The organism is Cryobacterium gelidum (genome assembly GCF_004403985.1).
GTDB lineage: Bacteria > Actinomycetota > Actinomycetes > Actinomycetales > Microbacteriaceae > Cryobacterium > Cryobacterium gelidum.
In genome coordinates, this window is sequence record NZ_SOHL01000016.1 from 62,786 (window position 1) to 84,827 (window position 22,042).

General features: G+C 65.5%; 22 protein-coding genes. 17 read left to right on the forward strand and 5 right to left on the reverse strand.

Annotated features, from left to right (window positions below):
• The first annotated feature begins 10 nt into the window (after window positions 1–10).
• The 10 genes from glmS to E3T50_RS10650 all read left to right on the forward strand — a co-directional run bounded on the left by glmS (window position 11) and on the right by E3T50_RS10650 (window position 8,002).
• Window positions 11–1,861 carry a glutamine--fructose-6-phosphate transaminase (isomerizing) gene (gene glmS, locus E3T50_RS10605; protein ID WP_134551791.1) on the forward strand — a complete coding sequence of 617 codons (1,851 nt, stop codon included), beginning with the start codon at window positions 11–13 and terminating at the stop codon, window positions 1,859–1,861.
• A 19-nt stretch (window positions 1,862–1,880) separates the two neighbouring features.
• On the forward strand, window positions 1,881–2,237 hold the full coding sequence (locus E3T50_RS10610) for a holo-ACP synthase (RefSeq protein ID WP_134463408.1): 357 nt from the start codon (window positions 1,881–1,883) through the stop codon (window positions 2,235–2,237).
• A 47-nt stretch (window positions 2,238–2,284) separates the two neighbouring features.
• Window positions 2,285–3,355: an alanine racemase gene (gene alr, locus E3T50_RS10615; protein ID WP_134551865.1), complete on the forward strand. Its 1,071-nt coding sequence runs from the start codon at window positions 2,285–2,287 to the stop codon at window positions 3,353–3,355.
• Window positions 3,348–3,866 carry a tRNA (adenosine(37)-N6)-threonylcarbamoyltransferase complex ATPase subunit type 1 TsaE gene (gene tsaE, locus E3T50_RS10620; RefSeq protein ID WP_134551792.1) on the forward strand — a complete coding sequence of 173 codons (519 nt, stop codon included), beginning with the start codon at window positions 3,348–3,350 and terminating at the stop codon, window positions 3,864–3,866. The genes alr and tsaE overlap by 8 nt, the downstream gene beginning before the upstream one ends.
• A gap of 68 nt (window positions 3,867–3,934) precedes the next feature.
• Entirely contained in the window at window positions 3,935–4,702 is a 768-nt protein-coding gene (locus E3T50_RS10625; protein ID WP_134551793.1) for a sulfite exporter TauE/SafE family protein, read from the forward strand.
• A gap of 44 nt (window positions 4,703–4,746) precedes the next feature.
• Window positions 4,747–5,382 (forward strand): tRNA (adenosine(37)-N6)-threonylcarbamoyltransferase complex dimerization subunit type 1 TsaB, encoded by a 636-nt coding sequence (tsaB, locus tag E3T50_RS10630; protein WP_134551794.1) that lies wholly within the window; start codon window positions 4,747–4,749, stop codon window positions 5,380–5,382.
• Entirely contained in the window at window positions 5,379–5,885 is a 507-nt protein-coding gene (gene rimI, locus E3T50_RS10635; protein WP_134551795.1) for a ribosomal protein S18-alanine N-acetyltransferase, read from the forward strand. The genes tsaB and rimI overlap by 4 nt, the downstream gene beginning before the upstream one ends.
• Window positions 5,882–6,952, forward strand: coding sequence for a tRNA (adenosine(37)-N6)-threonylcarbamoyltransferase complex transferase subunit TsaD (tsaD, locus tag E3T50_RS10640; RefSeq protein WP_134463418.1), 1,071 nt, complete (start codon window positions 5,882–5,884; stop codon window positions 6,950–6,952). The genes rimI and tsaD overlap by 4 nt, the downstream gene beginning before the upstream one ends.
• Window positions 6,953–7,035: 83 nt before the next feature.
• The gene (locus tag E3T50_RS10645; RefSeq protein WP_134551796.1) at window positions 7,036–7,503 is read left to right on the forward strand and encodes a DUF4190 domain-containing protein; all 468 of its coding nucleotides are present in this window, start codon (window positions 7,036–7,038) and stop codon (window positions 7,501–7,503) included.
• A 97-nt stretch (window positions 7,504–7,600) separates the two neighbouring features.
• Window positions 7,601–8,002 (forward strand): DUF4190 domain-containing protein, encoded by a 402-nt coding sequence (locus E3T50_RS10650; protein WP_134463422.1) that lies wholly within the window; start codon window positions 7,601–7,603, stop codon window positions 8,000–8,002.
• Here the strand turns inward: E3T50_RS10650 and E3T50_RS10655 are convergent.
• On the reverse strand, window positions 7,999–9,216 hold the full coding sequence (locus tag E3T50_RS10655) for a class I SAM-dependent methyltransferase (RefSeq protein WP_134551797.1): 1,218 nt from the start codon (window positions 9,214–9,216) through the stop codon (window positions 7,999–8,001). The genes E3T50_RS10650 and E3T50_RS10655 overlap by 4 nt on opposite strands.
• A gap of 126 nt (window positions 9,217–9,342) precedes the next feature.
• Here E3T50_RS10655 and groES point away from each other — a divergent pair, with 126 nt between their 5' ends.
• The 4 genes from groES to E3T50_RS10675 all read left to right on the forward strand — a co-directional run bounded on the left by groES (window position 9,343) and on the right by E3T50_RS10675 (window position 12,891).
• Complete coding sequence (gene groES, locus E3T50_RS10660; protein ID WP_092107311.1) at window positions 9,343–9,639, forward strand: co-chaperone GroES; 297 nt, start codon at window positions 9,343–9,345, stop codon at window positions 9,637–9,639.
• Between the two features lie 101 nt (window positions 9,640–9,740).
• Window positions 9,741–10,685 (forward strand): EamA family transporter RarD, encoded by a 945-nt coding sequence (gene rarD, locus E3T50_RS10665; protein ID WP_241990871.1) that lies wholly within the window; start codon window positions 9,741–9,743, stop codon window positions 10,683–10,685.
• A 60-nt stretch (window positions 10,686–10,745) separates the two neighbouring features.
• Window positions 10,746–11,459: an ABC transporter substrate-binding protein gene (locus E3T50_RS10670; RefSeq protein ID WP_134551798.1), complete on the forward strand. Its 714-nt coding sequence runs from the start codon at window positions 10,746–10,748 to the stop codon at window positions 11,457–11,459.
• Window positions 11,460–11,586: 127 nt separating this feature from the next.
• Window positions 11,587–12,891, forward strand: a complete 1,305-nt coding sequence (locus E3T50_RS10675; RefSeq protein WP_134551799.1) for an ABC transporter substrate-binding protein — start codon at window positions 11,587–11,589, stop codon at window positions 12,889–12,891.
• Window positions 12,892–13,057: 166 nt separating this feature from the next.
• On the opposite strand, the gene E3T50_RS10680 is transcribed toward E3T50_RS10675, so the two are convergent.
• The 4 genes from E3T50_RS10680 to E3T50_RS10695 are packed head-to-tail and all read right to left on the reverse strand — an operon-like array spanning window position 13,058 to window position 17,015.
• Complete coding sequence (locus E3T50_RS10680; RefSeq protein WP_134551800.1) at window positions 13,058–13,825, reverse strand: ABC transporter ATP-binding protein; 768 nt, start codon at window positions 13,823–13,825, stop codon at window positions 13,058–13,060.
• Window positions 13,812–14,732, reverse strand: a complete 921-nt coding sequence (locus E3T50_RS10685) for an ABC transporter ATP-binding protein (protein ID WP_174844752.1) — start codon at window positions 14,730–14,732, stop codon at window positions 13,812–13,814. The genes E3T50_RS10680 and E3T50_RS10685 overlap by 14 nt, the downstream gene beginning before the upstream one ends.
• Window positions 14,733–14,760: 28 nt before the next feature.
• Complete coding sequence (locus tag E3T50_RS10690) at window positions 14,761–15,741, reverse strand: branched-chain amino acid ABC transporter permease (protein ID WP_134551802.1); 981 nt, start codon at window positions 15,739–15,741, stop codon at window positions 14,761–14,763.
• A gap of 8 nt (window positions 15,742–15,749) precedes the next feature.
• On the reverse strand, window positions 15,750–17,015 hold the full coding sequence (locus E3T50_RS10695) for a branched-chain amino acid ABC transporter permease (RefSeq protein WP_134463436.1): 1,266 nt from the start codon (window positions 17,013–17,015) through the stop codon (window positions 15,750–15,752).
• A gap of 271 nt (window positions 17,016–17,286) precedes the next feature.
• Here E3T50_RS10695 and guaB point away from each other — a divergent pair, with 271 nt between their 5' ends.
• The 3 genes from guaB (at window position 17,287) to E3T50_RS10710 (ending at window position 21,932) form a co-directional block, all read left to right on the forward strand.
• Window positions 17,287–18,789, forward strand: a complete 1,503-nt coding sequence (gene guaB, locus E3T50_RS10700) for an IMP dehydrogenase (RefSeq protein WP_134551803.1) — start codon at window positions 17,287–17,289, stop codon at window positions 18,787–18,789.
• Window positions 18,790–18,968: 179 nt separating this feature from the next.
• Window positions 18,969–20,087 carry a GuaB3 family IMP dehydrogenase-related protein gene (locus tag E3T50_RS10705; RefSeq protein WP_134463440.1) on the forward strand — a complete coding sequence of 373 codons (1,119 nt, stop codon included), beginning with the start codon at window positions 18,969–18,971 and terminating at the stop codon, window positions 20,085–20,087.
• Between the two features lie 114 nt (window positions 20,088–20,201).
• A complete protein-coding gene (locus E3T50_RS10710) occupies window positions 20,202–21,932 on the forward strand; it encodes a glycerol-3-phosphate dehydrogenase/oxidase (protein ID WP_134551804.1) in 1,731 nt (576 codons plus the stop codon).
• Window positions 21,933–22,042 lie beyond the last annotated feature (110 nt).

Here is a 22,042-nt window from a genome sequence, read left to right on the forward strand (position 1 = left end):
ATTGACTTCCATGTGCGGAATCGTGGGTTATGTCGGAAGCAACAAGACCGTTGATGTTCTCATGGGCGGGCTCGGACGGCTCGAATATCGCGGGTATGACTCCGCCGGGATCGCCGTTATCGACGATTTCGGTGTGCTCAACACCGCCAAGAAGGCCGGCAAGCTCGCGGCCTTGACCAATGAGCTGAAGGCCCACCCCATCAATAACGGCACGACCGGCATCGGTCACACCCGCTGGGCCACCCACGGCGGCCCCACCGATGGCAATGCCCACCCGCACCTCGGTGACAACAACAAGCTCGCCCTCATCCACAACGGCATCATCGAGAACTTCGCCGTGCTGCGCGAGGAACTGCTCGCCGAAGGCTTCACCTTTCTGAGCGAAACCGACACCGAGGTCGCCGCGGTGCTGCTCGGCCGCGAGTACCAGCGTGTCGGCGACCTGGGCGAGGCCTTCCGCGCCATCGTGGCCCGCCTCGACGGCGCGTTCACGCTGCTCGCCGTGCACCAGGACCAGCCCGGCGTCGTCGTGGGCGCCCGCCGCAACTCGCCGCTGGTCATCGGCCTCGGCGACGGCGAGAATTTTCTCGGCTCCGACGTTGCCGCGTTCGTCGAGTACACCCGCCGCGCCGTCGCCATCGGCCAGGACCAGATCGTCACCATCACGGCGGATGCCGTCACCGTCACCGACTTCGACGGTCACCCCGTCGAGACCGAAGAGTTCGACATCGCCTGGGACGCCTCCGCCAGTGAAAAGGGCGGCTGGTCCAGCTTCATGGCCAAGGAAGTCTCCGAGCAGCCGGATGCCGTCGCCAACACCCTGCGCGGGCGCATCATCGACGGCCACGTGGTCGTGCCGGAACTGACCGAATTCGGCGATGATGTGCTCGCGGGCATCCGTCGCATCGTCATCGTCGCGTGTGGAACGGCCGCCTACGCCGCGCAGACCGCTAAGTACGCCATCGAAAAGTGGGCGCGGGTGCCGGTGGACGTGGAACTCAGCCACGAGTTCCGATACCGTGACCCGGTGCTCGACGACCACACCCTGGTGATCTCGATCAGCCAGTCCGGTGAAACCATGGACACGCTCATGGCCGTCAAGTACGCCATGTCGCTCGGCGCCAAGGCGATCTCGATCTGCAACACGCAGGGCGCGACCATCCCGCGCGAATCCGACGCCGTGATCTACACGCACGCCGGCCCCGAAGTGGCCGTGGCGTCGACCAAGGCCTTCGTGGCCCAGATCACCGCGCTCTACCTGTTCGCGCTGCACCTCGCCCGCGTGCGCGGCAGCCTCACCGAGGCCGACCAGGCCGTGCAGGTCGCCGAACTGCAGGCCATGCCGGAGAAGATCCAGGCCGTCCTCGGCGTCGAAGATGAGGTGCGCCAGCTCGCCCGCTGGATGAGCGACACCCGCGCGGTGCTGTTCCTCGGCCGCCACGTCGGGTTTCCGATCGCGCTCGAGGGGGCGCTCAAGCTCAAAGAACTCGCCTACATTCACGCCGAAGGCTTCGCCGCCGGTGAACTCAAGCACGGTCCGATCGCACTGATCGAGCCCGGCCAGCCGGTGTTCGTCGTCGTACCGAGCCCGCGCGGTTCCGCCCACCTGCACCCGAAGGTCGTCTCCAACATTCAGGAGATCCGTGCCCGCGGTGCCCGCATCATCGCCATCGCCGAGGTCGGCGACGCCGCCGTGCTGCCGTTTGCCGACACCGTGATTCACATTCCGTTGGCCGCGCCCCTGTTCGAGCCACTGCTGGCCGTGCTGCCGTTGCAGATGTTCGCCATGGAGCTCGCCATCGCCAAGGGGCTCGATGTCGACCAGCCGCGCAACCTGGCGAAGTCCGTCACGGTCGAGTAATGCTGGTCGAGGCGGCACGGTGATCATGGGTATTGGCGTCGACGTGGTCGACCTGGCGCGGTTCACCCGCCAGGTCGAGCGCACCCCGCGCCTCGTACCCCGGCTGTTCGCCCCGAGCGAACGCGGTCTGCCGACGCACTCCCTCGCGGCGCGCTTCGCCGCCAAGGAGGCCCTGATCAAGGCCCTCGGCGACAGCGCAGGGGCTACCTGGCAAGAGATGGAAATCGTGAACGACCCGCACGGCAACCCTGAATTCAGGCTCAGCGGGGCGGCCCTGGCCGCTCTGACCGATCGTGGCATCAGCCGCGTGCACGTCACCATGACCCACGACGCCGGCGTGGCCTGCGCCTTCGTCGTCGCCGAGGGGGAGAAGTGACCGGGTTTCGCGAGGCCGTGATCGACCTCGCCGCGATCCGCAGCAACATGGCGTACCTGCGCCAACTCGTCGGCACTCCGCACGCGATGGCGGTGGTCAAGGCCGATGCCTACGGCCACGGTGCCGTTCCGGTAGCGCGCGCCGCCCTCGCCGGTGGCGCCGACTGGCTCGGCGTCGCCGATATCGACGAGGCCCTGGCCCTGCGTGACGCTGGCATCGACGCACCGATATTGGCGTGGCTGCATGACCCCGACGCCGATTTCAGTGCCGCTATCGGCGATGACGTCACCCTCGGGCTGTCGTCTTTGCGACAGGTGCAACAGGTCGCGGATGCCGCGACAGAACTCGGCCGGGCCGCATCCGTTCATCTGAAACTGGAAACCGGCCTCAGCCGCAACGGCGTGCACGAAAACGACTGGGCCGCGGTGTTTGCGCTCGCTGCCGCACTCGAGCGGGTCGGATTGCTGCGCGTCGAGGGTGTGATGAGCCACCTCGCCAACGCTTCCGCGTTCGACGACCAGCAGGCGCTGGAGTGTTTCGAACGCGGGGTTGAGGCCGCCCGCGCGGCCGGCCTGACGCCGACGCTGGTGCATGTGGCCTCGTCGGCGGCGGCGCTGCGCCTGCCGGCTGCCCGCTTCTCCATGGTGCGGTTCGGCATCACCCTCTACGGACTGTCGCCGTTCGCTGATGCGACCTCGGCCGACCTCGGGTTGGTTCCGGCCATGACCCTGCGCGGCCGGGTGGCCCACGTGCGCCGGGTGAGCGCGGGCGCCGGTGTCTCCTACGACTATCTATGGCGGGCACCGCATGATTCCACGCTCGTGCTCGTGCCGCTCGGCTATGCCGACGGTATTCCGCGGCAGGCATCGGGCACGGCACTCGTGCACATTCACGGCGCGAACTACCCGGTTGTCGGGCGGGTGGCGATGGACCAGTTCGTGGTCAACCTCGGTGCCGACAACCCCGGCGTGGCCGTCGGCGATGAGGTCGTGGTGTTCGGCGACCCGGTCACCGGAGCGCCGAGCGCGACCGACTGGGCCGACGCCGCCGGCACGATCAACTACGAGATCGTGACCCGCATCGGGCACCGGGTGACTCGGAAGCACCTCAATGGCTGAGCTTCACCGCACCATTCCCGATGCCGCGGCGATGCACCAATTCGGCATCGACCTCGCTGGCACCCTCCAACCCGGTGACCTGATCGTACTCACCGGACCGCTCGGTGCTGGCAAGACCACCCTCACGCGGGGCCTCGGCGAGGGACTGCAGGTGCGTGGGGCGGTGACCAGTCCGACCTTCGTGCTTGCACGCACACATCCAAGCCTCGTCGGCGGGCCACCGTTCGTGCACGTCGACGCCTACCGCCTGAACAGTGCCATGGAACTCGACGACCTCGACATCGATTTCGCCCACTCCATCGTCGTGGTCGAGTGGGGCCGCGGGCTGCTCGACGGCATCACCGAGTCCTGGCTCGATATCGAGATCGAGCGGCCGCATGGCCGGGCGCTCGTGACGTCGGAAACGAATGCCGCAGCATCAGTTCTCGATCTGGATCACGACCTGGACGAGCCGCGCACCGTGACCCTGGCCGGTCACGGCCCTCGCTGGGCCCGTCTGGCGTTGGTCTAGCGTGTTCACTAGTGCCCGTTGTCGGCGACGTAGCCGTTGAACACTCGAACGCAGGGAACCCTGAGTAAATGACTCTTCTTGAAGGCGCCATCATCCTGGTCGCTGGCATTGCCGCGGGCATCATCAACGTGGTGGCCGGCGCGGGAACGCTCATCACCTTTCCCACGCTGCTGGCCTTGGGGATCCCCCCGATCACGGCGAACGTGTCGAACACCGTCGGTCTGGTTCCCGGATCGATCGCGGGGGTCTACGGTTACCGCCGGGAGCTCAAGTCCGAATGGCGGCCGGTGGCCTGGATGGCCGTGTTTTCGGCCGTCGGTGGGGTCGCCGGCGGTTTGCTTCTGCTTGTGCTGCCCGAGGACGCCTTCTCCCAGGTCGTGCCGTTTCTCTTGGTGATCGCCGCCCTGCTCTCGGCAGTTCAGCCTCGTGTGGCGCGATACGTTCGGCGGAAGGCTCCGGAAGGCGTCTCCACCGACACCCGGCCGATCACATTCGGTCTTGTGCTCGGTATCCTCGGCACGGGGGTCTACGGCGGATATTTCGGAGCGGCTCAGGGTGTGGTGTTGCTGGCGCTGCTGGGCATTCTCTGGTCCACCGACATGCACCGGGCCAACGGTGCCAAGAACGTGTTGGCCGGTATGGCCAACCTCGTGTCATCGATCATCTTCATCTCGAGCGGCACCGTCGACTGGATGATTGCCGTACTGATCGGCGTCGGGTCTGCTTGTGGAGGGTGGCTCGGCGTTCGGATCGGACGCCGACTCTCGGCCCCCGTGTTGCGAGCGATCCTCGTGATCGTCGCGCTGACGGCCGCCGTCGTACTCTTTGTGACCTGATGTCGCCCGCGCCCGCCGCGTGCCACAGCGCCTAGGCTGAACGGGTGCTACTTGCCATCGATACCTCCGCCGGCACGAGCGTGGCCGTCGTCGACCTGGACCGCGGGGTGCTCGCCGAACGCGGCGAAGCCGACACCATGCGTCACGCCGAAATCGTCGGCCCCTTCATTCTGGAGTGCCTCCGGGAGGCGAACATCGCGCCCGCGGCACTCTCCGGCGTGGTCGGCGGCATGGGCCCCGGCCCGTTTACCGGCCTGCGCGTCGGCATCGCGTCGGCCCGCGTCTTCGCCCTCGGCGCCGGCAAGCCGCTCGTACCGGTGATCAGCCACGACGCCATCGCCTACGGGCACTACCGCCGTGGCCACACCGGCCCGCTCGTCGTCGTCACCGACGCCCGGCGCCGCGAAATCTACTGGAGTGCCTATTCGCACGCGGATGCCGCGGGTCTGCCCGTGCGCGTCGGCTCGCCCGGCCTGGCCAAACCGGCTGACCTCGACGACCCGAACTGGCTGCACGCGGGCTGGCTGCGCCTGGACGCCGCCACGGTGTCGGCGGGAGAACTCGGCATGGTCGCCGAACTGACCCATGCCCACCGACGCCCGTTCGCGGCCAATGAGGCGCTCTACCTGCGTTCGCCCGACGTCACACTCTCCGCCGGTCCCAAGCGGGTCAGCCGATGACCTGGCAGCTGCGCCGCGCGCACGAGGTCGACCTGGCGGCAATCATGCAGCTTGAAACCAGCATCTTCGAGAACGATGCCTGGTCGGCGACCATGATGGCACGCGACCTCGGCGACCCGGCCTGCTATTACCTCGTGGCGTTCCCACCGGACGATCCCACCCGGGTCGAGGGCTACGCCGGGCTGCTCGCGCCGCGGGGAGCCACCGAGGGCGACATCCAGACCATCGCCGTTGCCGACGCGGCGCGCGCGCGCGGCCTCGGCCGAACGCTTATGCAGGCGCTCATCAGCGAGGCCCGCAAGCGCGGCGCCCGGCTGATCTTTCTCGAGGTGCGGGCCGACAACCCAGGCGCCCAACGCCTGTACGAACGCCTCGGATTCATCGAGGTCGGGATGCGACGCGGTTACTACCAGCCCGACAACGTCGACGCCATCGTCATGCGCCTCAATATTCCCGAACTGGAATCTATGCTCACCACACCGGCACTAACCGTGCACTCATGAACCGTACCGATCCCCTCGTGCTCGGCATCGAGACCTCGTGCGACGAAACCGGCATCGGCATCGTGCGCGGAACCGTTCTGCTCTCCAATACCATCGCGAGTTCGATGGACGAGCACGCCCGCTACGGCGGCGTCGTGCCGGAGATCGCGGCGCGGGCACACCTCGACGAGCTCGTGCCGGCCATCAACGCGGCCGTTGCAGAGGCGGGCATCCGCTTGGCCGACCTGGACGCCATCGCCGTCACCTGCGGGCCGGGCCTCTCCGGCGCCCTCATGGTCGGTGTCGGCGCCGCCAAGGCGCTCGCCGTCGCCCTCGACAAGCCGATCTACGCGGTCAACCACCTCGTCGGCCACGTCGGTGCCGACCTGCTGCGCAGCGACACCGACACGAGTGACACCGAACCGCTGGAGTACCCGACGATCGCCCTGCTCGTCTCCGGCGGCCACACCTCGCTGCTGCTCGTGCGCGACCTGGTCAGCGACGTCGAGCTGCTGGGCGAGACGATCGACGACGCCGCCGGCGAGGCCTTCGACAAGGTCGCCCGCCTGCTGTCGCTGCCCTACCCGGGCGGGCCGCAGATCGACCGGGTGGCCGCCGACGGCAACCCGAGGGCCATCCGCTTTCCGCGTGGACTCAGCCAACCCAAGGACATGGCCGCGCACCGCTACGACTTCTCGTTCTCAGGCCTGAAGACGTCGGTCGCGCGCTTCGTCGAACAGCGGCAGGATGCCGGTGAACCGGTGCCGATCAGCGATGTGGCGGCGAGTTTTCGGGAGGCAGTCGTCGACATTCTGCTCCGCAAAGCCCTCGCCGCGTGCGCCGATTACGGCGTACCGCGCCTGCTGCTCGGTGGCGGCGTCATCGCCAACGCCCGGCTGCGCGCCGTGGCCACCGCCCGAACGGATGCTGCCGGCGTCGTCCTGCGCATTCCGCCCCTTTCGCTCTGCACCGATAACGGTGCCATGATCGCCGCGCTCGGCGCGCAGCTCATCATGGCCGGGCACGAGCCCTCGACGCTGGAATTCGGCGCCGACTCCACCCTGCCGGTCGGTCAGATTCAGGTCTGATCTGCCGTTAAAGTCTGCGTAGCGCAGGCTCAGGCGATATTCTGGCCTGCGACCACGGAACGAAAACATTAAGGAGATCGCAGATGTCTGACCCCACCCAGCCCCCCGTAGACCCGACAAATTCGAAGCCTGCCGACTCCGGCGCGCCGCCGGCCACCCCGGCCGGCCCCGCCTACCCGGACTACCCTGCGTCGGCCACTCCGGCCGCTCCCGCCTATGACCAGGCTCCCGCCTATGGCCAGGCTCCGGCTTACGGCCAGCCGCCCGCGTACGGCCAGAACCCCTATGGGCAGCAGAACCCACAGGACAAGTTCAACGTCCTGTCGATCATCTCGCTCGTGACCTCAATTCTCGGCATTTCGCTCGTCGGCGTGATTACCGGACACATCGGCATGAGCCAGATCAAGAAGACCGGCGAAAAGGGCCGCGGCCTCGCTCTTGGGGGCCTGGTCGTCGGCTACCTCGGCCTGGCCCTCGGTCTCATCGCCGCCATCATTTTCATCGCCGTGTTCATCGGCGCCGCCACCACCGGATCGAACTACTACAACTAGCCACGCACCGGGCGGCCCGTGCGCGGCCGCCCGAATGCGACCGGCCGACGGATCGTGACCGATGCCGGACCGTCCAGCTCGCGGCCAGAGGATAGCCATGACTACACCACACCAGGACGCTGACACCACGGCGCATCTGGACTACACCCGCGCCCCCGCGCCTCCCGGCAGCCAGCTGGACTGGGCGTCGACGATCACCGCTCCCACCGAGTTCGTGCCATACGCCTACACCGAGGCGGAGGTGCAGCGCATCACCGGCCGTCGCCACCTCGCGGTCGCCTCCGTGATCTGCGGTCTGATCGGCCTCATCCTCGGCGTGATCGGTGTGTTCGGCCTGCCGCTCGCGCTCGTTGCGATCACCCTCGCGCTGATCGCGCGCACCACCGAGAACCGGGCACGCACCCTCTGGCGCAGCGGACTCGTGAGCGGAATCGCTGGCGTTCTCCTCGCGGCCGGCTGGGTGGTCTACATCAGCCAGACCGTGCTGCCACTGCTCTAGCTCTCCAGCGAGCGCACGCGCTCCACCAGCAGCGCCACGCGGTGTCCGGCCACCCGCGTCAAAATCAGCGTCGCCGACTCCGGCCCCTTGAGCTTCAACCGGGTGCGCAGCGTCGCCGGGTCGACATCAACGCCGCGCTTCTTGATTTCGAGCGTGCCGATGCGGCGCTCCAGCAGCGCAAGTCGCAGCTTCTTCTCGTCAAACGGGAGCGTCTCGAGTACGCGGAACGCGCTCGCGAACGGCGTCGGCGTGAGCGTGTCGTTGGTCAGATAGGCGATGCCCTCGCTCAGCATGCGAGCATCCAGCGAGCGGGCCAGATCGCCGATCAGGCGCGCTCGAATCACCGCGCCGTCTGGTTCGTACACGTAATTGCCGAGTTCGCCCCCCGGGGCGTCTTCGCTGTCGGCGGGTGCTGTCATTTCCTGAACGCCCCCCGCTGTCAGCAGCAGTGCCGAACGACGGATGCCGGACCGCGCGAGAGCGCCAAACCACAGCCCCATCTCCACCAGCTGCCCATCGACCGACACCCACTGGGCCTCGGCATCGACGGGAATCTGGTCGCGATCGTGTCCGGGGCCGAGCTTCATGCCGAGCGGCAGCGTCGTCGCAATCAGGTAGGCGAAGTCGAGCGAGGGGGAGTAGTCCTCGGAGCGAGTCAGCCGGGTCGTATTGCTGTGCCCGCTCGTGCGGCGGGCCGGGTCGAGCCAGACCGCGTCAAAATTGCTCAGGTCGACCGTTTCGGCGTCGGCCTGCAACGCCGACGCGTTGGAAAACGGAGCCAGATTGAAGCTCGCCACGGTCGCCGTCACCTCGTCGGCGTCGACGGCGACAACCGGCAGGTCCATCGCAGCGAAGGCCATGGCATCGCCGCCGATCCCGCAGCCGAGGTCGGCGACCCGCGGTGGTCGGCCGAGGGCGGCCCCAAGACCCGCGAACCGGCCGGCGTGCAGCGCGGCGACGCGCAACCGGGTTGCCTGTTCCAGGCCGGCATCGGTGAACAGCATCCGCTCTGCAAATTCGCCGAACTTGGCCGAGGCCTTCGCCCGCAACCGTGACTGGCTCAGTACGGCCGACACCAGGCCAGGAGCGTGCCCGGCCTTGCGCAGCTCGCTCACGAGCTTGAGCACATCTCCGCTGCTGTCGTAGGGCGGCAGGGAGTCCAGCAGCCGCAAACTCGCGGGAGAAAGCAGCTCTACGAGTTCGGTTCGATCCATGCTGCAACGCTACCAAAATGGCCCCCCTTCTGGCACTCACGTTGCGTGAGTGCCAGAAGCCCCCTAAACTTCACTTGGCACTCTCGCTGTGAGTCTGCTAACCCAAATCTTAGAAAGAGGTCAACCGTGTCGGTCTCCATCAAGCCGCTCGAGGATCGCATCGTCATCAAGCAGGTCGATGCCGAGCAGACCACCGCATCAGGTCTGGTCATTCCTGACACCGCGAAGGAAAAGCCCCAGGAGGGCGAAGTTGTTGCTGTCGGCCCCGGCCGTATTGACGACAACGGCAACCGCGTCCCTCTCGACATCGCCGTCGGCGACAAGGTCATCTACTCCAAGTACGGCGGAACCGAGGTCAAGTTCGGTGGCGATGACCTGCTGGTTCTCTCCGCGCGCGACGTGCTCGCCGTGGTCGTTCGCTAAGTAGGTTCTTCACTACCTAGTCTTTAGACTGAAACTCCCGGATGGCACCGCCATCCGGGAGTTTTTGTTTGCGCATGTTCTGTTCCGCAGGAGAAAACACTATGACTGATGCCGCCGTACCAGCCGAAATGGCGGCACGGTCCACCCACCGTACCGGCCTCATCTTCGGCGGCTTCGCCTACGGCCTTTGGGGTGTGCTGCCCCTGTACTTTCTGCTTCTCGCCCCGTCGGGAGCTTTTGAGATCGTGGCCTGGCGGGTGCTGTTCTCCCTCGTCTTCTGCGCCCTGATCATCACACTCACCCGCACCTGGGCCGTACTGGGGCGGGCGCTTCGCCAGCCGCGCCTGGTCTGGATCATGGGACTGGCCGGGGTCTTCATCTTCATCAACTGGCAGACCTACGTGATCGCCGCGACCACGGGTCACGTTGTCGAAGCGTCTCTCGGCTACTTCATCAACCCGATCGTCACGGTGTTGCTGGGCGTCTTCGTGCTGCACGAACGTCTGCGCCGGCTGCAATGGGTGGCCATCGGCATCAGCTTTCTGGCCGTGGTGGTACTCGCCGTGGGTTACGGGTCGCTCCCGTGGATCTCCCTCATCCTCGCGTTCTCTTTCGGATTCTACGGACTGATCAAAAAACGGGTCGGGCACAGCGTCGACGCAGTCACCGGCCTCACCCTCGAAACTGCCTGGCTCGCCCCCGTCGCCGTCGTGCAACTCGTCGTCGTCTCGGGAATGTCCGGCCTCACCTTCGGCACCGTTTCGCCCTGGCACACCGCGGGCCTGCTCGCGGCCGGTGTCATCACAGCGGTTCCGTTGCTGCTCTTTGCGGCCGCCGCACGACGATTACCGCTCACGGTGCTCGGACTCATTCAGTTCGTTGCCCCCGTCATGCAGTTTCTCGTGGGTGTGTTTATTCTGAATGAGGCGATGCCGGTGGAACGCTTTGCGGGGTTTGGTCTGGTCTGGGTTGCGCTGATCCTCTTGACGGTCGACATGGTCGTTTCGGGTAAGGCTCCGCGTCGAGGGTCCCTCGAACCAGCCTGACCAGCCGATACGCTGGTTCGACAGCTCGCACTCGCGGCGATACAGCTCCAAAGGACTCAGATGCTCCGTCGCACGCTCCTCGCTGTCGTACTGCTCGGCGCAGTGACCCTCGCCGGATGTACGGCTGCGCCGGTCGCCGCGCCGCTCGCTGCCCCGGTCGCTGTCCCGGTCGCTGGTCCGGCTCCGACCGGCGACGGAACCCTGAGCATCGGCACGCTGTTTCCGATGACGGGGGTCAACGCCGCAAGCGGTGCCGCCCAAGTGGCGGGCGCGGAAGTCGCGCTACGCGATATTTTGGCCGGCCAGGCCGCGCCATTCCAGCCCGTGCAGCTCATTCACCGCAACTCGGCCGGCGATCTTGCCGCCTCCTACGCCGATCTCGTGGCGCGCGGCGTCGACCTGGTGCTGTGGGACGCAACGACAGCGCTGCCGACGGATGCTGAAGGTTCCGTTGGCAACGCCGCCATCGTGGCCCTGAGTGATTTCGCCAACGGCGGTACACCGCTCGCCGCCGACGAAGCGTTCACAGCCCGCCTGACGACCGCTGACCCGGGAATCGCCGCAACAGCCGGCGGTGCTGAAGCCTACGACGGGGTGGTGACGGCTGCCCTCGCAGCCGCCATCACCGGGGACGACGGTGGCGCCTCGATCGAAGCGGGCTGGCCCCAGGTCACTGCTGGAAGCGCCGTCTGCACCTCGTGGGGGGAGTGTGTGCTTGCCCTGGCGGAGACGGGAAACATCGATTATCAAGGCATTACTGGCCGTCGTTCGTAACGATTTGGTCGCTTTGCGGTGTTCTCAGACGAAGAGGGAGGTTTCTGGGCCGTTGATTGCCTACTCTGACACCACGGCAGTCAACCGGCTGACCAGACTTACCCCCTTTTTACTATCAAGGAGCAACATGAGCGTTTTCGCGAAGGCCTCGGCCTCCCGCTCAGTTCGTACCCTCGTTACCGGCGTCGCCCTCATCGGCGTAAGCGCCCTTTTGCTCACCGGCTGCAGCAACGGCGCTGCTACGGCGCCTTCAGAATCGGCAGCCCCCGCTGCGGGTACTGCTGCAGACTTCAAGACGGTCGAGGCTGGTGATCGTGATCTGTCCCTGAAGATCGGCACCATCCTCCCGCAGAGTGGTGGACTGGCCTTCCTCGGCCCGCCCGAAGAAGCGGGTGTTCAGCTCGCGGTCAATGACATCAACAAGGCCGGCCTCGGCATCAACGTGGAAGCAATCTTCCGCGACTCGGGCGATACCACGACCGACACCGCCACTGTCTCCGTGACCGACCTGCTGTCGCAGGACGTCACCGCGATCGTCGGTGCGGCCTCATCGGGTGTCTCCAAAACCGTGATCGACCAGATCACCGGTGCCGGAGTCGTGCAGTTCTCCCCGGCCAACACCTCGGACGCGTTCACCACGTACGCCGATAACGGCCTGTACTGGCGCACGGCGCCCTCCGATGTGCTGCAGGGTGAAGTGCTCGGCAACCTGATTGCTGAAGACGGCAACGCCACCCTCGGCCTGATCGTGCTGAACGACGCCTACGGAACCGGCCTGGCCAAGTACGTCGGTGACGCATTCACCGCCGGCGGCGGCGAAGTCGTCGCGACGGCGCTGTTCAACGAGGGCGACCCGAACTTCACGGCTCAAATCGCCGAGGTCACGGCTCAGGATCCCGACGCGATCGCCCTGATCACGTTCGACCAGGCCAAGGTCATCGTTCCCGACCTGGTAGCCACCGGCTTCCCGGGCGACAAGCTGTACTTCGTCGACGGAAACGTCTCCGACTACAGCGCCGACTTCGCGCCGGGTCTCATCAAAGGTGCCCAAGGCACGCTGCCCGGCCTGGACACCGCATCCCTCGGTGACTTCACCAGTCGCCTGCTCGAAATCACCCCGACGCTGACCGACTTCAGCTACGCAGCCGAGTCGTACGATGCTGTCGTCCTGATCGCTCTGGCGGCCTATGCGGGCAACGACGTGTCGGGCAAGTCGATTGCGAGCTACCTGCGACAGGTCTCCGGCGGAACCGGCGACGGCACTACGGTCACCGACTTCAAGGCCGCTGCTGCAGCGTTGAAGGCCGGTGAGCAAGTCAACTATGACGGCTTCTCCGGTCCGATCACGTTCGATGAGAACGGCGACCCCACCGGTGCAACCATCGGCATCTATAAGTTCGATGCAGAAAACAAGTACGCCCGTACCAACTAGCTCCACTGCATGAGGTGAAGGGCCCCGGCTTCTGCCGGGGCCCTTCTACGTGCGTGCTGCGGGCAACCCGGCAACCGGCATCCGCTCACGAGGCAGGGCACACACGCAGAAGCGGCGCCCGGGAATGTCCCGGACGCCGCTGTTGGCCTGTGAAGGGGGTTGGGCGCTAATCCTGTCCCAGGGTGCCCAGATACAGGCCGATCACCTTGGGGTCGTTCAAAAGCTCACGTCCGGTGCCGGTGTAGGCGTCGCGCCCCTGGTCGAGTACATAACCGCGGTCACAGATCTGCAGGCAGCGACGTGCGTTCTGCTCGACCATGATCGTGGTCACACCGGCCTTGTTGATCTCTTTCACGCGCAGGAAGGCTTCGTCCTGGCGCACGGGGGAGAGGCCGGCGCTCGGCTCGTCGAGCAGCAACACGTGTGGGCCCATCATGAGCGCGCGGCTCATGGCGACCATCTGGCGTTCGCCGCCCGAGAGGGACCCCGCGCGCTGGGACATGCGCTTGCCGAGCTCGGGAAAGATCTCGGTGACGAACGCGAGACGTTCCACGAGGCCCTTGGGCTTCAAAAAGATGCCCATTTCCAAGTTCTCGCGAATGGTGAGTGTGGGAAAAACGTTGTTGTTCTGCGGTACGAACCCCACACCCTGCGCGACCAGCTTGTTCGCCTTGAGGTTGGTGATGTTGTTGCCGCGCAGCAGAATTTCGCCGTCGCGCACCTTCACCTGGCCGAAGATCGACTTGAGCAGCGTCGATTTGCCGGCGCCGTTCGGGCCGATGATGCCGATCAGTTCGCCGTCGTAGGCGGTGAGCGAACAGGCGTTGAGAATGTTCACGCCGGTGACGTAGCCGGCGGTGACGTTCTTGACCTCGACGACAGCTTCCCGGGTCTCGGTCGGCGCCGGCGGGGCCAGTGGGTCAGCGTTCGTCATCGAGCAACTCCTTCATGGCTACCACGTTTTCTGCTTCGGCACCGAGGTCTTCGCCGATGTCCTCGTCGTGGTGTTGCCCGAGGTAGGCATCGATCACGGCTGGATTCTTCATGACCTCGTGCGGGTCGCCCTCGGCGACCACCTTGCCCTCGGCCATCACAATCACCCAGTCGGCAATATGGCGCACCATGTGCATGTCGTGCTCCACGAACAGAACGGTCATGCCCTGGGACTTGAGGTTCAGAATGTGGTCGAGCAACGACTGCGTCAGAGCGGGGTTGACGCCGGCCATCGGCTCATCGAGCATGACCAGGGTCGGGTCGCTCATGAGCGCCCGCGCCATTTCGAGCAGCTTGCGCTGCCCACCGGAGAGACTCGCCGCGTAGTCGTCTTTCTTGGTATCGAGCTTGAACCGGGTGAGAAGATCGAGCGCCTTGGCCCGGTTCTCCTCTTCCTGGTTGCGCCAGAGAAAGGGCAGCAGCGCACGGAACATGTTCTCGCCGGTCTGGCCCTTGGCGCCGAGCAACATATTGTCCATGACGGTCAGCAGACCGAGCGCCTTGGTCAGCTGGAACGTACGAATCTGGCCCATGCGTGCGACCCGGTACGCCGGAACGCCAGCGAGGGAGCGGCCGTCGAAGGTCCACTTGCCGTCATCGGGCTTGTCGAAGCCGGTCAGCAGGTTGAACAGGGTCGTCTTGCCGGCGCCGTTGGGGCCGATGAGCGCTGTGATCGCGCCGCGCGGAACCTCAACGTGCTCGACGTCGACGGCGGTGAGCCCACCGAAAGTGCGGCGAACGTTGTCGACGACGAGAATCGGGTCGACCTTCGCACAGCCCGGTTCAGCTTCACCGATGTGTAGGCCGGTCGTTTTGATCGGCTTCTGGGAAGGGACGGGCGGCTCCAGTGGAGCCGTCGAACCCTGGGGAACAGCGTTAGCGGACAAAAGCTAACTCCTTCTTATTACCGAAGATGCCTTGCGGTCTAAAGATGACGATCAACATGATCGCCACTCCTACCAGGATGAAACGTAGCTGTCCGCCCTGGATGGCCGTCATGAACGGCAACCAGCCCGCCTCCACAGCCCGGGCGACAAAACCGGAGAAGAACGACAGGAGCACCCAAAAGATCATCGAACCGATGATCGGGCCGAGCACCGTCGCGGCACCACCGAGCAGGAGAATGGCGTAGATGAAGAAGGTCAGCGTCGTCTGATAGTTCGACGGCACGACCGCTCGCGGCAGGGCAAAGATCATGCCGGCGATGGTGCCGAGCACGCCACCGAAAACGAGTGACTGCATTTTGTAGGCGTAGACGTTCTTGCCGAGCGCGCGCACGGCGTCTTCGTCTTCCCGGATGCCTTTAATGACGCGGCCCCACGGGCTGCGCATCACCTGCCAGACCAACAAAGCCGCCAGAATCACAATCGACCAGGCAACGATGCGCAACCAGGTGTCATAGGCGTTGTTCTCAAAGGGGCCGAACCCGTAGCTGCCCTCAGCGAGCGGGTTCAGCGCCGCGAATTCATTCTTGTATCCGCTCAAACCGTTGGCCGAACCGGTCACCGAGGCGAAGGTGTTCGTTGTGAACAACAACCGCACGATCTCCGCGGCCGCGATCGTCACGATGGCCAGGTAGTCCGCCCGCAGTCGCAGGGTAGGAATACCCAGGATCAACGCGAAGACAACGGACGCGCCCACGCCGACCAGAAAGGCGCCCCAGACAGGAAACCCGAAGGTCAGAATCGAGATCGCATAGCCGTAGGCTCCGAGAGCCATGAACCCGGCCTGGCCGAAGTTGAGCAGGCCGGTGTATCCGAAGTGCACGGCGAGCCCGAGGGCGGCGAGTGCGTAGGCGGCAGTGGTCGGGCTGATCAGCTCGACGGCAGCGTTGCTAAAGATTGCTCCCCAGTCCATGTGAACCCCTAACCAATTCTCTCTTTGCGACCCAGGATGCCTTGCGGCCGGAACAGCAGTACCAGGATCAAAATAACAAGGGCGCCGACGACCTTGAGGTCGGACGGCAGCCAGAGCGTCGAGAGCTCAACGAAGAGCCCGACGATGAGGGAGCCGACGAGGGCTCCGAAGGCCGTGCCGAGACCGCCCAGGGTTACCGCGGCGAAGACGAGAAGCAGCATCTGAAAGCCCATGTCCCAGCTGACGCCCGGGCGAAAATACGCCCAGAGCACACCGCTGAGTCCGGCGAGGGCTGCGCCCACCACCCAGACAATGCGGATTACGCCGTCGACGTCAATACCGCTCGCCGAGGCCAGGCTGGGGTTGTCGGAGACGGCACGGGTGGCCTTACCGATGCGGGTGCGCAGCAGAAAGTAGGCCACGGCGAGCAGCACGACGATGCTGATGCCCATGCTCGCCAGGTCGATCGGGGAGAGCGAGATCGGACCAAACTTCAGGTCGGTCATTCCGGCCCCGGGGAGCTGGCTCGTGCTGCCGCCAAAGAAGTACTGGTACAGGTAGCGCAGGGCGAGCGACAGGCCGATGCTCACGATCATGAGGGGGATCACTGCCACGCCCTTGCGGCGCAACGGTTTCCAGATCACCGCATCGAGGCCGTACCCCAGCACGCCGCTGAGCGCGATGGCGATCAGAATGGCGAGCCAGATCGGTAGCCCCAGGTTGATCGAGAAGACCAGAGTCATCAGGGCGCCAAAAGTGATCATCTCGGCGTGGGCGAAGTTGCTCAGGCCGGTGGTGCCGAAGATCAGCGACACCCCGATCGCCGCGAGCGCGAGCAGCAGGCCGAAGTTCAAACCGTTCACGAAGCGGTTGACGAACTGGTCGAAGAAACTAACCGTGTTGCGGGTGCCTTCACCGAGGAAGAAGTTGACCGACTTGCGGTCGGTCAAGCCGAATTCCGTATCGATAACGTTACCTCCCTTGGCGACGACGACGCCCTTCGGCAGGGTTTCCTCGTCGAGGGTGACCTCGTAGGTGCCCTTCTCGGGAACGCCGATCGCCCACTTGCCGTCGGCATCCGTCACGGTGTCGGCCTTGTAGCCGTTGCCGTCGACGGCGATGGCCACGCCGACGAGGGCTTCACCATTGAACTTCACGTTGCCAGAGAGAGTGAAGTTGTACTCAGTGCCTACCTCGTCGGCGTGCGCACTGCCCGCCGAGAAGGTAGCCATAGACAGGGCTGCGAGAAGCGTTACAAACAGAATGACGAGCATTCTTGGTACGGATCTCTGAGCCTTAAGAGTGGACTTCACGGGACCTCCATGTTGGTGCCGACCGGTGGGTGACCGAGCGGGCGCCGGACAAGTACAGCCAATGTCGTTGGTGTTGTAAGTGCCGATTATGTCCTAAATTTTTCGAAAGTTCGCACCGGCTCACGATTCGTGGGCGGAATGTGATCAGCGCAAACACGCTTAACATTGGAGGACCCGTTAAATCATGCGATTTGTCGGACAATTTTCTGTTTTTTGCTAGGTAAGGAGTTTCATGGATCAGCCAGATCCGTTCGGATTCACCGGGCTCACCTACGACGATGTGCTGCTTCTTCCGGGGCACACGGACGTCATTCCGAGTGAGGCGGTCACCAAAAGCCGGTTGACCCGACGAATCGACGTGTCGCTGCCGCTGCTGTCCAGCGCCATGGACACCGTGACCGAGACGCGCATGGCCATCGCAATGGCCCGCGAGGGTGGTCTCGGAATTCTGCACCGCAACCTCTCGATTGGTGACCAGGCCGAGCAGGTCGACCTGGTCAAGCGCAGCGAATCCGGGATGATCACCAATCCGGTCACCACGTCGCCCGACGCCACGGTGGCCGAGGTTGATGCCCTGTGTGGCCAGTTCCGCGTCAGCGGGCTGCCCGTCATCGACGGTGAGGGCATTCTCGTGGGAATCATCACCAACCGGGACATGCGTTTCGTGCCGCACGCCAAGAAGGCGCTCACCAGGGTCAGCGAGGTCATGACCACGTCCCCGCTGATCACCGGCAAGGTCGGTATGGCACCCGAAGACGCATTGGCGATTTTCGCCAGGCACAAGATCGAAAAGCTCCCCCTGATCGACGCCAACGGAAAGCTCACCGGTCTGATCACCGTGAAGGACTTCGACAAGAGCGAGGAATACCCCCTCGCCACCAAGGACGACGGCGGACGTTTGCGCGTCGGCGCCGCCATCGGCTTCTTCGGTGATGCCTGGCAGCGCGCGGGTGCCCTGCTCGAATCGGGGGTGGACGTGCTCGTGGTCGACACCGCCAACGGCGACAGCGCCGGCGTGCTCGACATCATTCGTCGGCTGAAAACAGACAAGGCCTTCGCCGACGTCGACGTGATCGGCGGAAACGTGGCCACTCGCTCAGGCGCTCAGGCGCTCATCGACGCGGGTGCCGACGCCATCAAGGTGGGCGTGGGCCCCGGCTCCATCTGCACCACCCGGATCGTTGCCGGTGTGGGCGTCCCGCAGATCACCGCCGTCTACCAGGCCTCGCTGGCCGCGCGCGAAACCGGCATTCCGGTCATCGCCGACGGTGGTCTGCAGTACTCCGGTGACATCGCCAAGGCCCTCGTGGCCGGCGCCGACACCGTCATGCTCGGCTCCCTGCTCGCCGGTTGCACCGAAAGTCCCGGCGAACTCGTCTTCGTCAACGGCAAGCAGTTCAAAACCTATCGCGGCATGGGTTCGCTCGGCGCACTACAGACCCGCGGCTCGAAGACGTCCTATTCCAAGGACCGGTATTTCCAGAGCGATGTCCCTAGCGACGAAAAACTGATTCCCGAGGGTATCGAGGGCCAGGTCCCGTTCCGCGGACCCCTGGCAGCCGTGGCCTACCAGCTCATCGGCGGCCTGCGTCAGTCCATGTTCTACGTCGGTGCCCGCACCATCGCCGAGCTCAAGCAAAAGGGCAAGTTCGTGCGCATCACACCCGCCGGGCTGAAGGAATCCCATCCGCATGACGTGCAGATCGTGGTGGAGGCCCCGAACTACCGTCGGTAGGTCCGGCTCGGGCCGCCGCTCGCGTTCTTGGGGCGGCCCGCGCTGACGACGGGTCATCCGCTCCTCGCTCAAAACTCGAAGGGCCCGCGGAATACCCGCCGCCCCGCTTCTGAAGCAGCTTGTCTGTCGCAGCCTCCGCTCGAAAAAGGGATGTCGGTGACTGCCTCTAAACTGGAACCATGGAAATCGAGATCGGCCGTTCCAAGCGCGCACGCCGCGTATACGCCTTCGACGACGTCGCGGTGGTGCCCAGTCGGCGCACCCGCGACCCGGAGGACGTTTCAGTCGGCTGGACCATCGACGCCTACCAGTTCGCCATTCCGGTGCTCGCCGCCCCGATGGACTCCGTCGTTTCGCCCACCACGGCCATCATGATGGGTCAGCTCGGCGGCGTCGGCGTGCTCGACCTCGAGGGCCTCTGGACCCGGCACGAGAACCCCGAACCGCTGCTCGCCGAAATTCGCAACCTGTCCGCCGATAAGGCCACCGCGCGCATGCAGGAGATGTACTCCGCCCCGATCCAGCCGGCCCTGGTCACCGCCCGTCTCGCGGAGATTCGCGCGGGTGGCGTCACCGTCGCCGGGGCGCTCTCGCCGCAGCGCACCCAGGAACTGTATGAAACCGTCGTCGCCGCCGGCGTCGACCTGTTCGTCATTCGTGGCACCACGGTGTCGGCCGAGCATGTGTCGCAAAACCAGGAACCGCTCAACCTCAAGAAGTTCATCTACGAACTCGACGTACCCGTCATCGTCGGTGGCGCGGCCACCTACACGGCGGCACTGCACCTCATGCGCACCGGTGCCGCCGGCGTTCTGGTCGGTTTCGGCGGGGGAGCCGCCTCGACTACCCGCGCAACCCTTGGTATCCATGCGCCGATGGCCACCGCCGTTGCGGATGTTGCCGGCGCGCGTCGCGACTACATGGACGAATCCGGCGGGCGTTACGTGCACGTCATCGCCGACGGCGGCCTCGGAACCTCGGGTGACATCGTCAAGGCCATCGCCTGCGGCGCCGACGCCGTCATGCTCGGAACCGCTCTGGCACGGGCAACGGACGCCCCCGGTGGGGGATTCCACTGGGGCGCCGAAGCGCACCACCCGCAACTGCCGCGTGGTAAGCGGGTCGAGGTGGGCACCGTAGCCCCGCTCGAAGAGATCCTCTACGGCCCGGCTCCGGTCGCCGACGGTACCGCCAACCTCATCGGCGCGCTGCGCCGGTCGATGGCAACCACTGGATACTCTGATCTCAAAGAATTTCAGCGGGTTGAAGTGGTTGTCGCGCCGTACCGAGTGAACTAGCGTCGAAGACAGACGTACTTTCAGCTTCCCCCGCAACAATGATGTCGCACACGTGTTATCGCATCACGCCCTGACCCCTCGTCTTCAAAAAACTGAGTCTGAACAGGAGTAGCAATGGCCTCCCACAATTCGGTCACGCGGTCCACAAAATTGGGTCCTGAGGAGCGGGTCTTCGCTCTCGCCAAGCTCAAAGACAAGGAACTCGACATTCTCGTCGTCGGCGGCGGCATCGTCGGCGCCGGCGCTGCCCTCGATGCCGTCACGCGCGGCTTGAGCGTGGGGATTCTGGAAGCACGAGACTGGGCGTCGGGCACGTCGAGCCGGTCGTCCAAGCTCGTGCACGGCGGCATCCGCTATCTGGAACAGCTCGACTTTCGCCTGGTGCGCGAGGCGCTCACCGAGCGGGGCCTGCTGTTGCAACGCATCGCACCGCACCTCGTGAAGCCGGTGCGCTTTCTGTACCCGCTCAAGAAGCGTTTCACCGAACGGTTCTATATCGGTGCCGGCATGCTGCTCTACGACATTTTCTCGTACACCGGCGGGCGCCCGCCCGGAGTGCCGCACCACCGCCACCTGTCGAAGAGCCAGGTGCAGAAGCTTATTCCGAGTCTCGCCAACGACGCCCTGGTCGGCGGCATCACCTACTACGACGCCCAGGTCGACGATGCCCGCTACGTGTCGTCGCTCGTGCGCACCGCGTCGTTCTACGGCGCCCACGCGGCAAGCCGGGTGCGGGTCGAAGGATTCATCAAGGTGGGGGAGCGCGTCGTCGGCGTGCGCGCCCACGACCTGCAGACCGACGAACACTTCGAAGTGCGGGCCAAGCAGGTCGTGAACGCGACTGGCGTCTGGACCGACGACACCCAGCGCATGGTCGGCGAACGCGGCACCTTCAAGGTGCGGGCGTCGAAGGGCGTGCACCTCGTGGTGCCGCGCGACCGGTTCCAGAGCGCGATGGGGCTGCTGTTGCGCACCGAGAAGAGCGTCTTGTTCGTCATTCCCTGGGGTCGGCACTGGCTCATCGGCACGACCGACACCGACTGGTACCTCGACAAGGCGCATCCGGCCGCGACGGCGGCCGACATCGACTACATCCTCGAACACATCAATGAGGTGTTGACGGTACCCCTCACCCGGGAAGACGTCGAGGGGGTCTACGCAGGTCTCCGTCCGCTGCTGGCCGGCGAGAGCGACCAGACTTCGAAGCTGTCCCGCGAGCACCTCGTCGGGCATTCGGTGCCCGGCCTCGTTGTGATCGCCGGCGGCAAGTGGACCACCTACCGCATCATGGCCAAAGACGCAGTGGATGCCGCGGTCTCGGCCCTTGACGGCCGCATTCCCGCCTCGACGACTCAGGACATTCCCCTGCTCGGTGCTGAGGGCTATCAGGCCGCGTGGAATAAGCGCGGCAAGATAGCCAAGGCATTCGGTGTGCACACCGTGCGCGTTGAGCACCTGCTCAACCGCTACGGCACGCTCACCGACGAGCTGCTCGACCTGATCCGCGACAACCCGGCGCTCGCCGAACCGCTGCCCGGCGCCGACGATTACATCGGTGCCGAGGTCGTCTACGCGGCCTCGCACGAGGGCGCGCTGCACCTCGAAGACGTGCTCGCCCGCCGCACTCGCATCTCGATCGAGGCCTGGGATCGCGGGGTCTCGGCCGCGCCGGTCGCCGCCGCGCTGATGGCCGGCGTGCTGGGCTGGGACCAGGAGCGCATCGACCGTGAGGTGAGCTTCTATCTCACCCGTGTGGCCGCCGAGCGGGCGTCGCAGGAGGAGCCCAACGACGAATCCGCCGACCGGGTGCGCCTCGAAGCCCCCGACATCGCAATCACCAACTAGCCCAGCCGGGCCCGCGGTCGCCGCGCCCGCGGTCGGTGGTCGGTGGTCGGTGGTCGAGCCTGCTGTCGGTCGACGCGCCCGCTATCGGTGGTCGCGCCACCCTTAGCGGG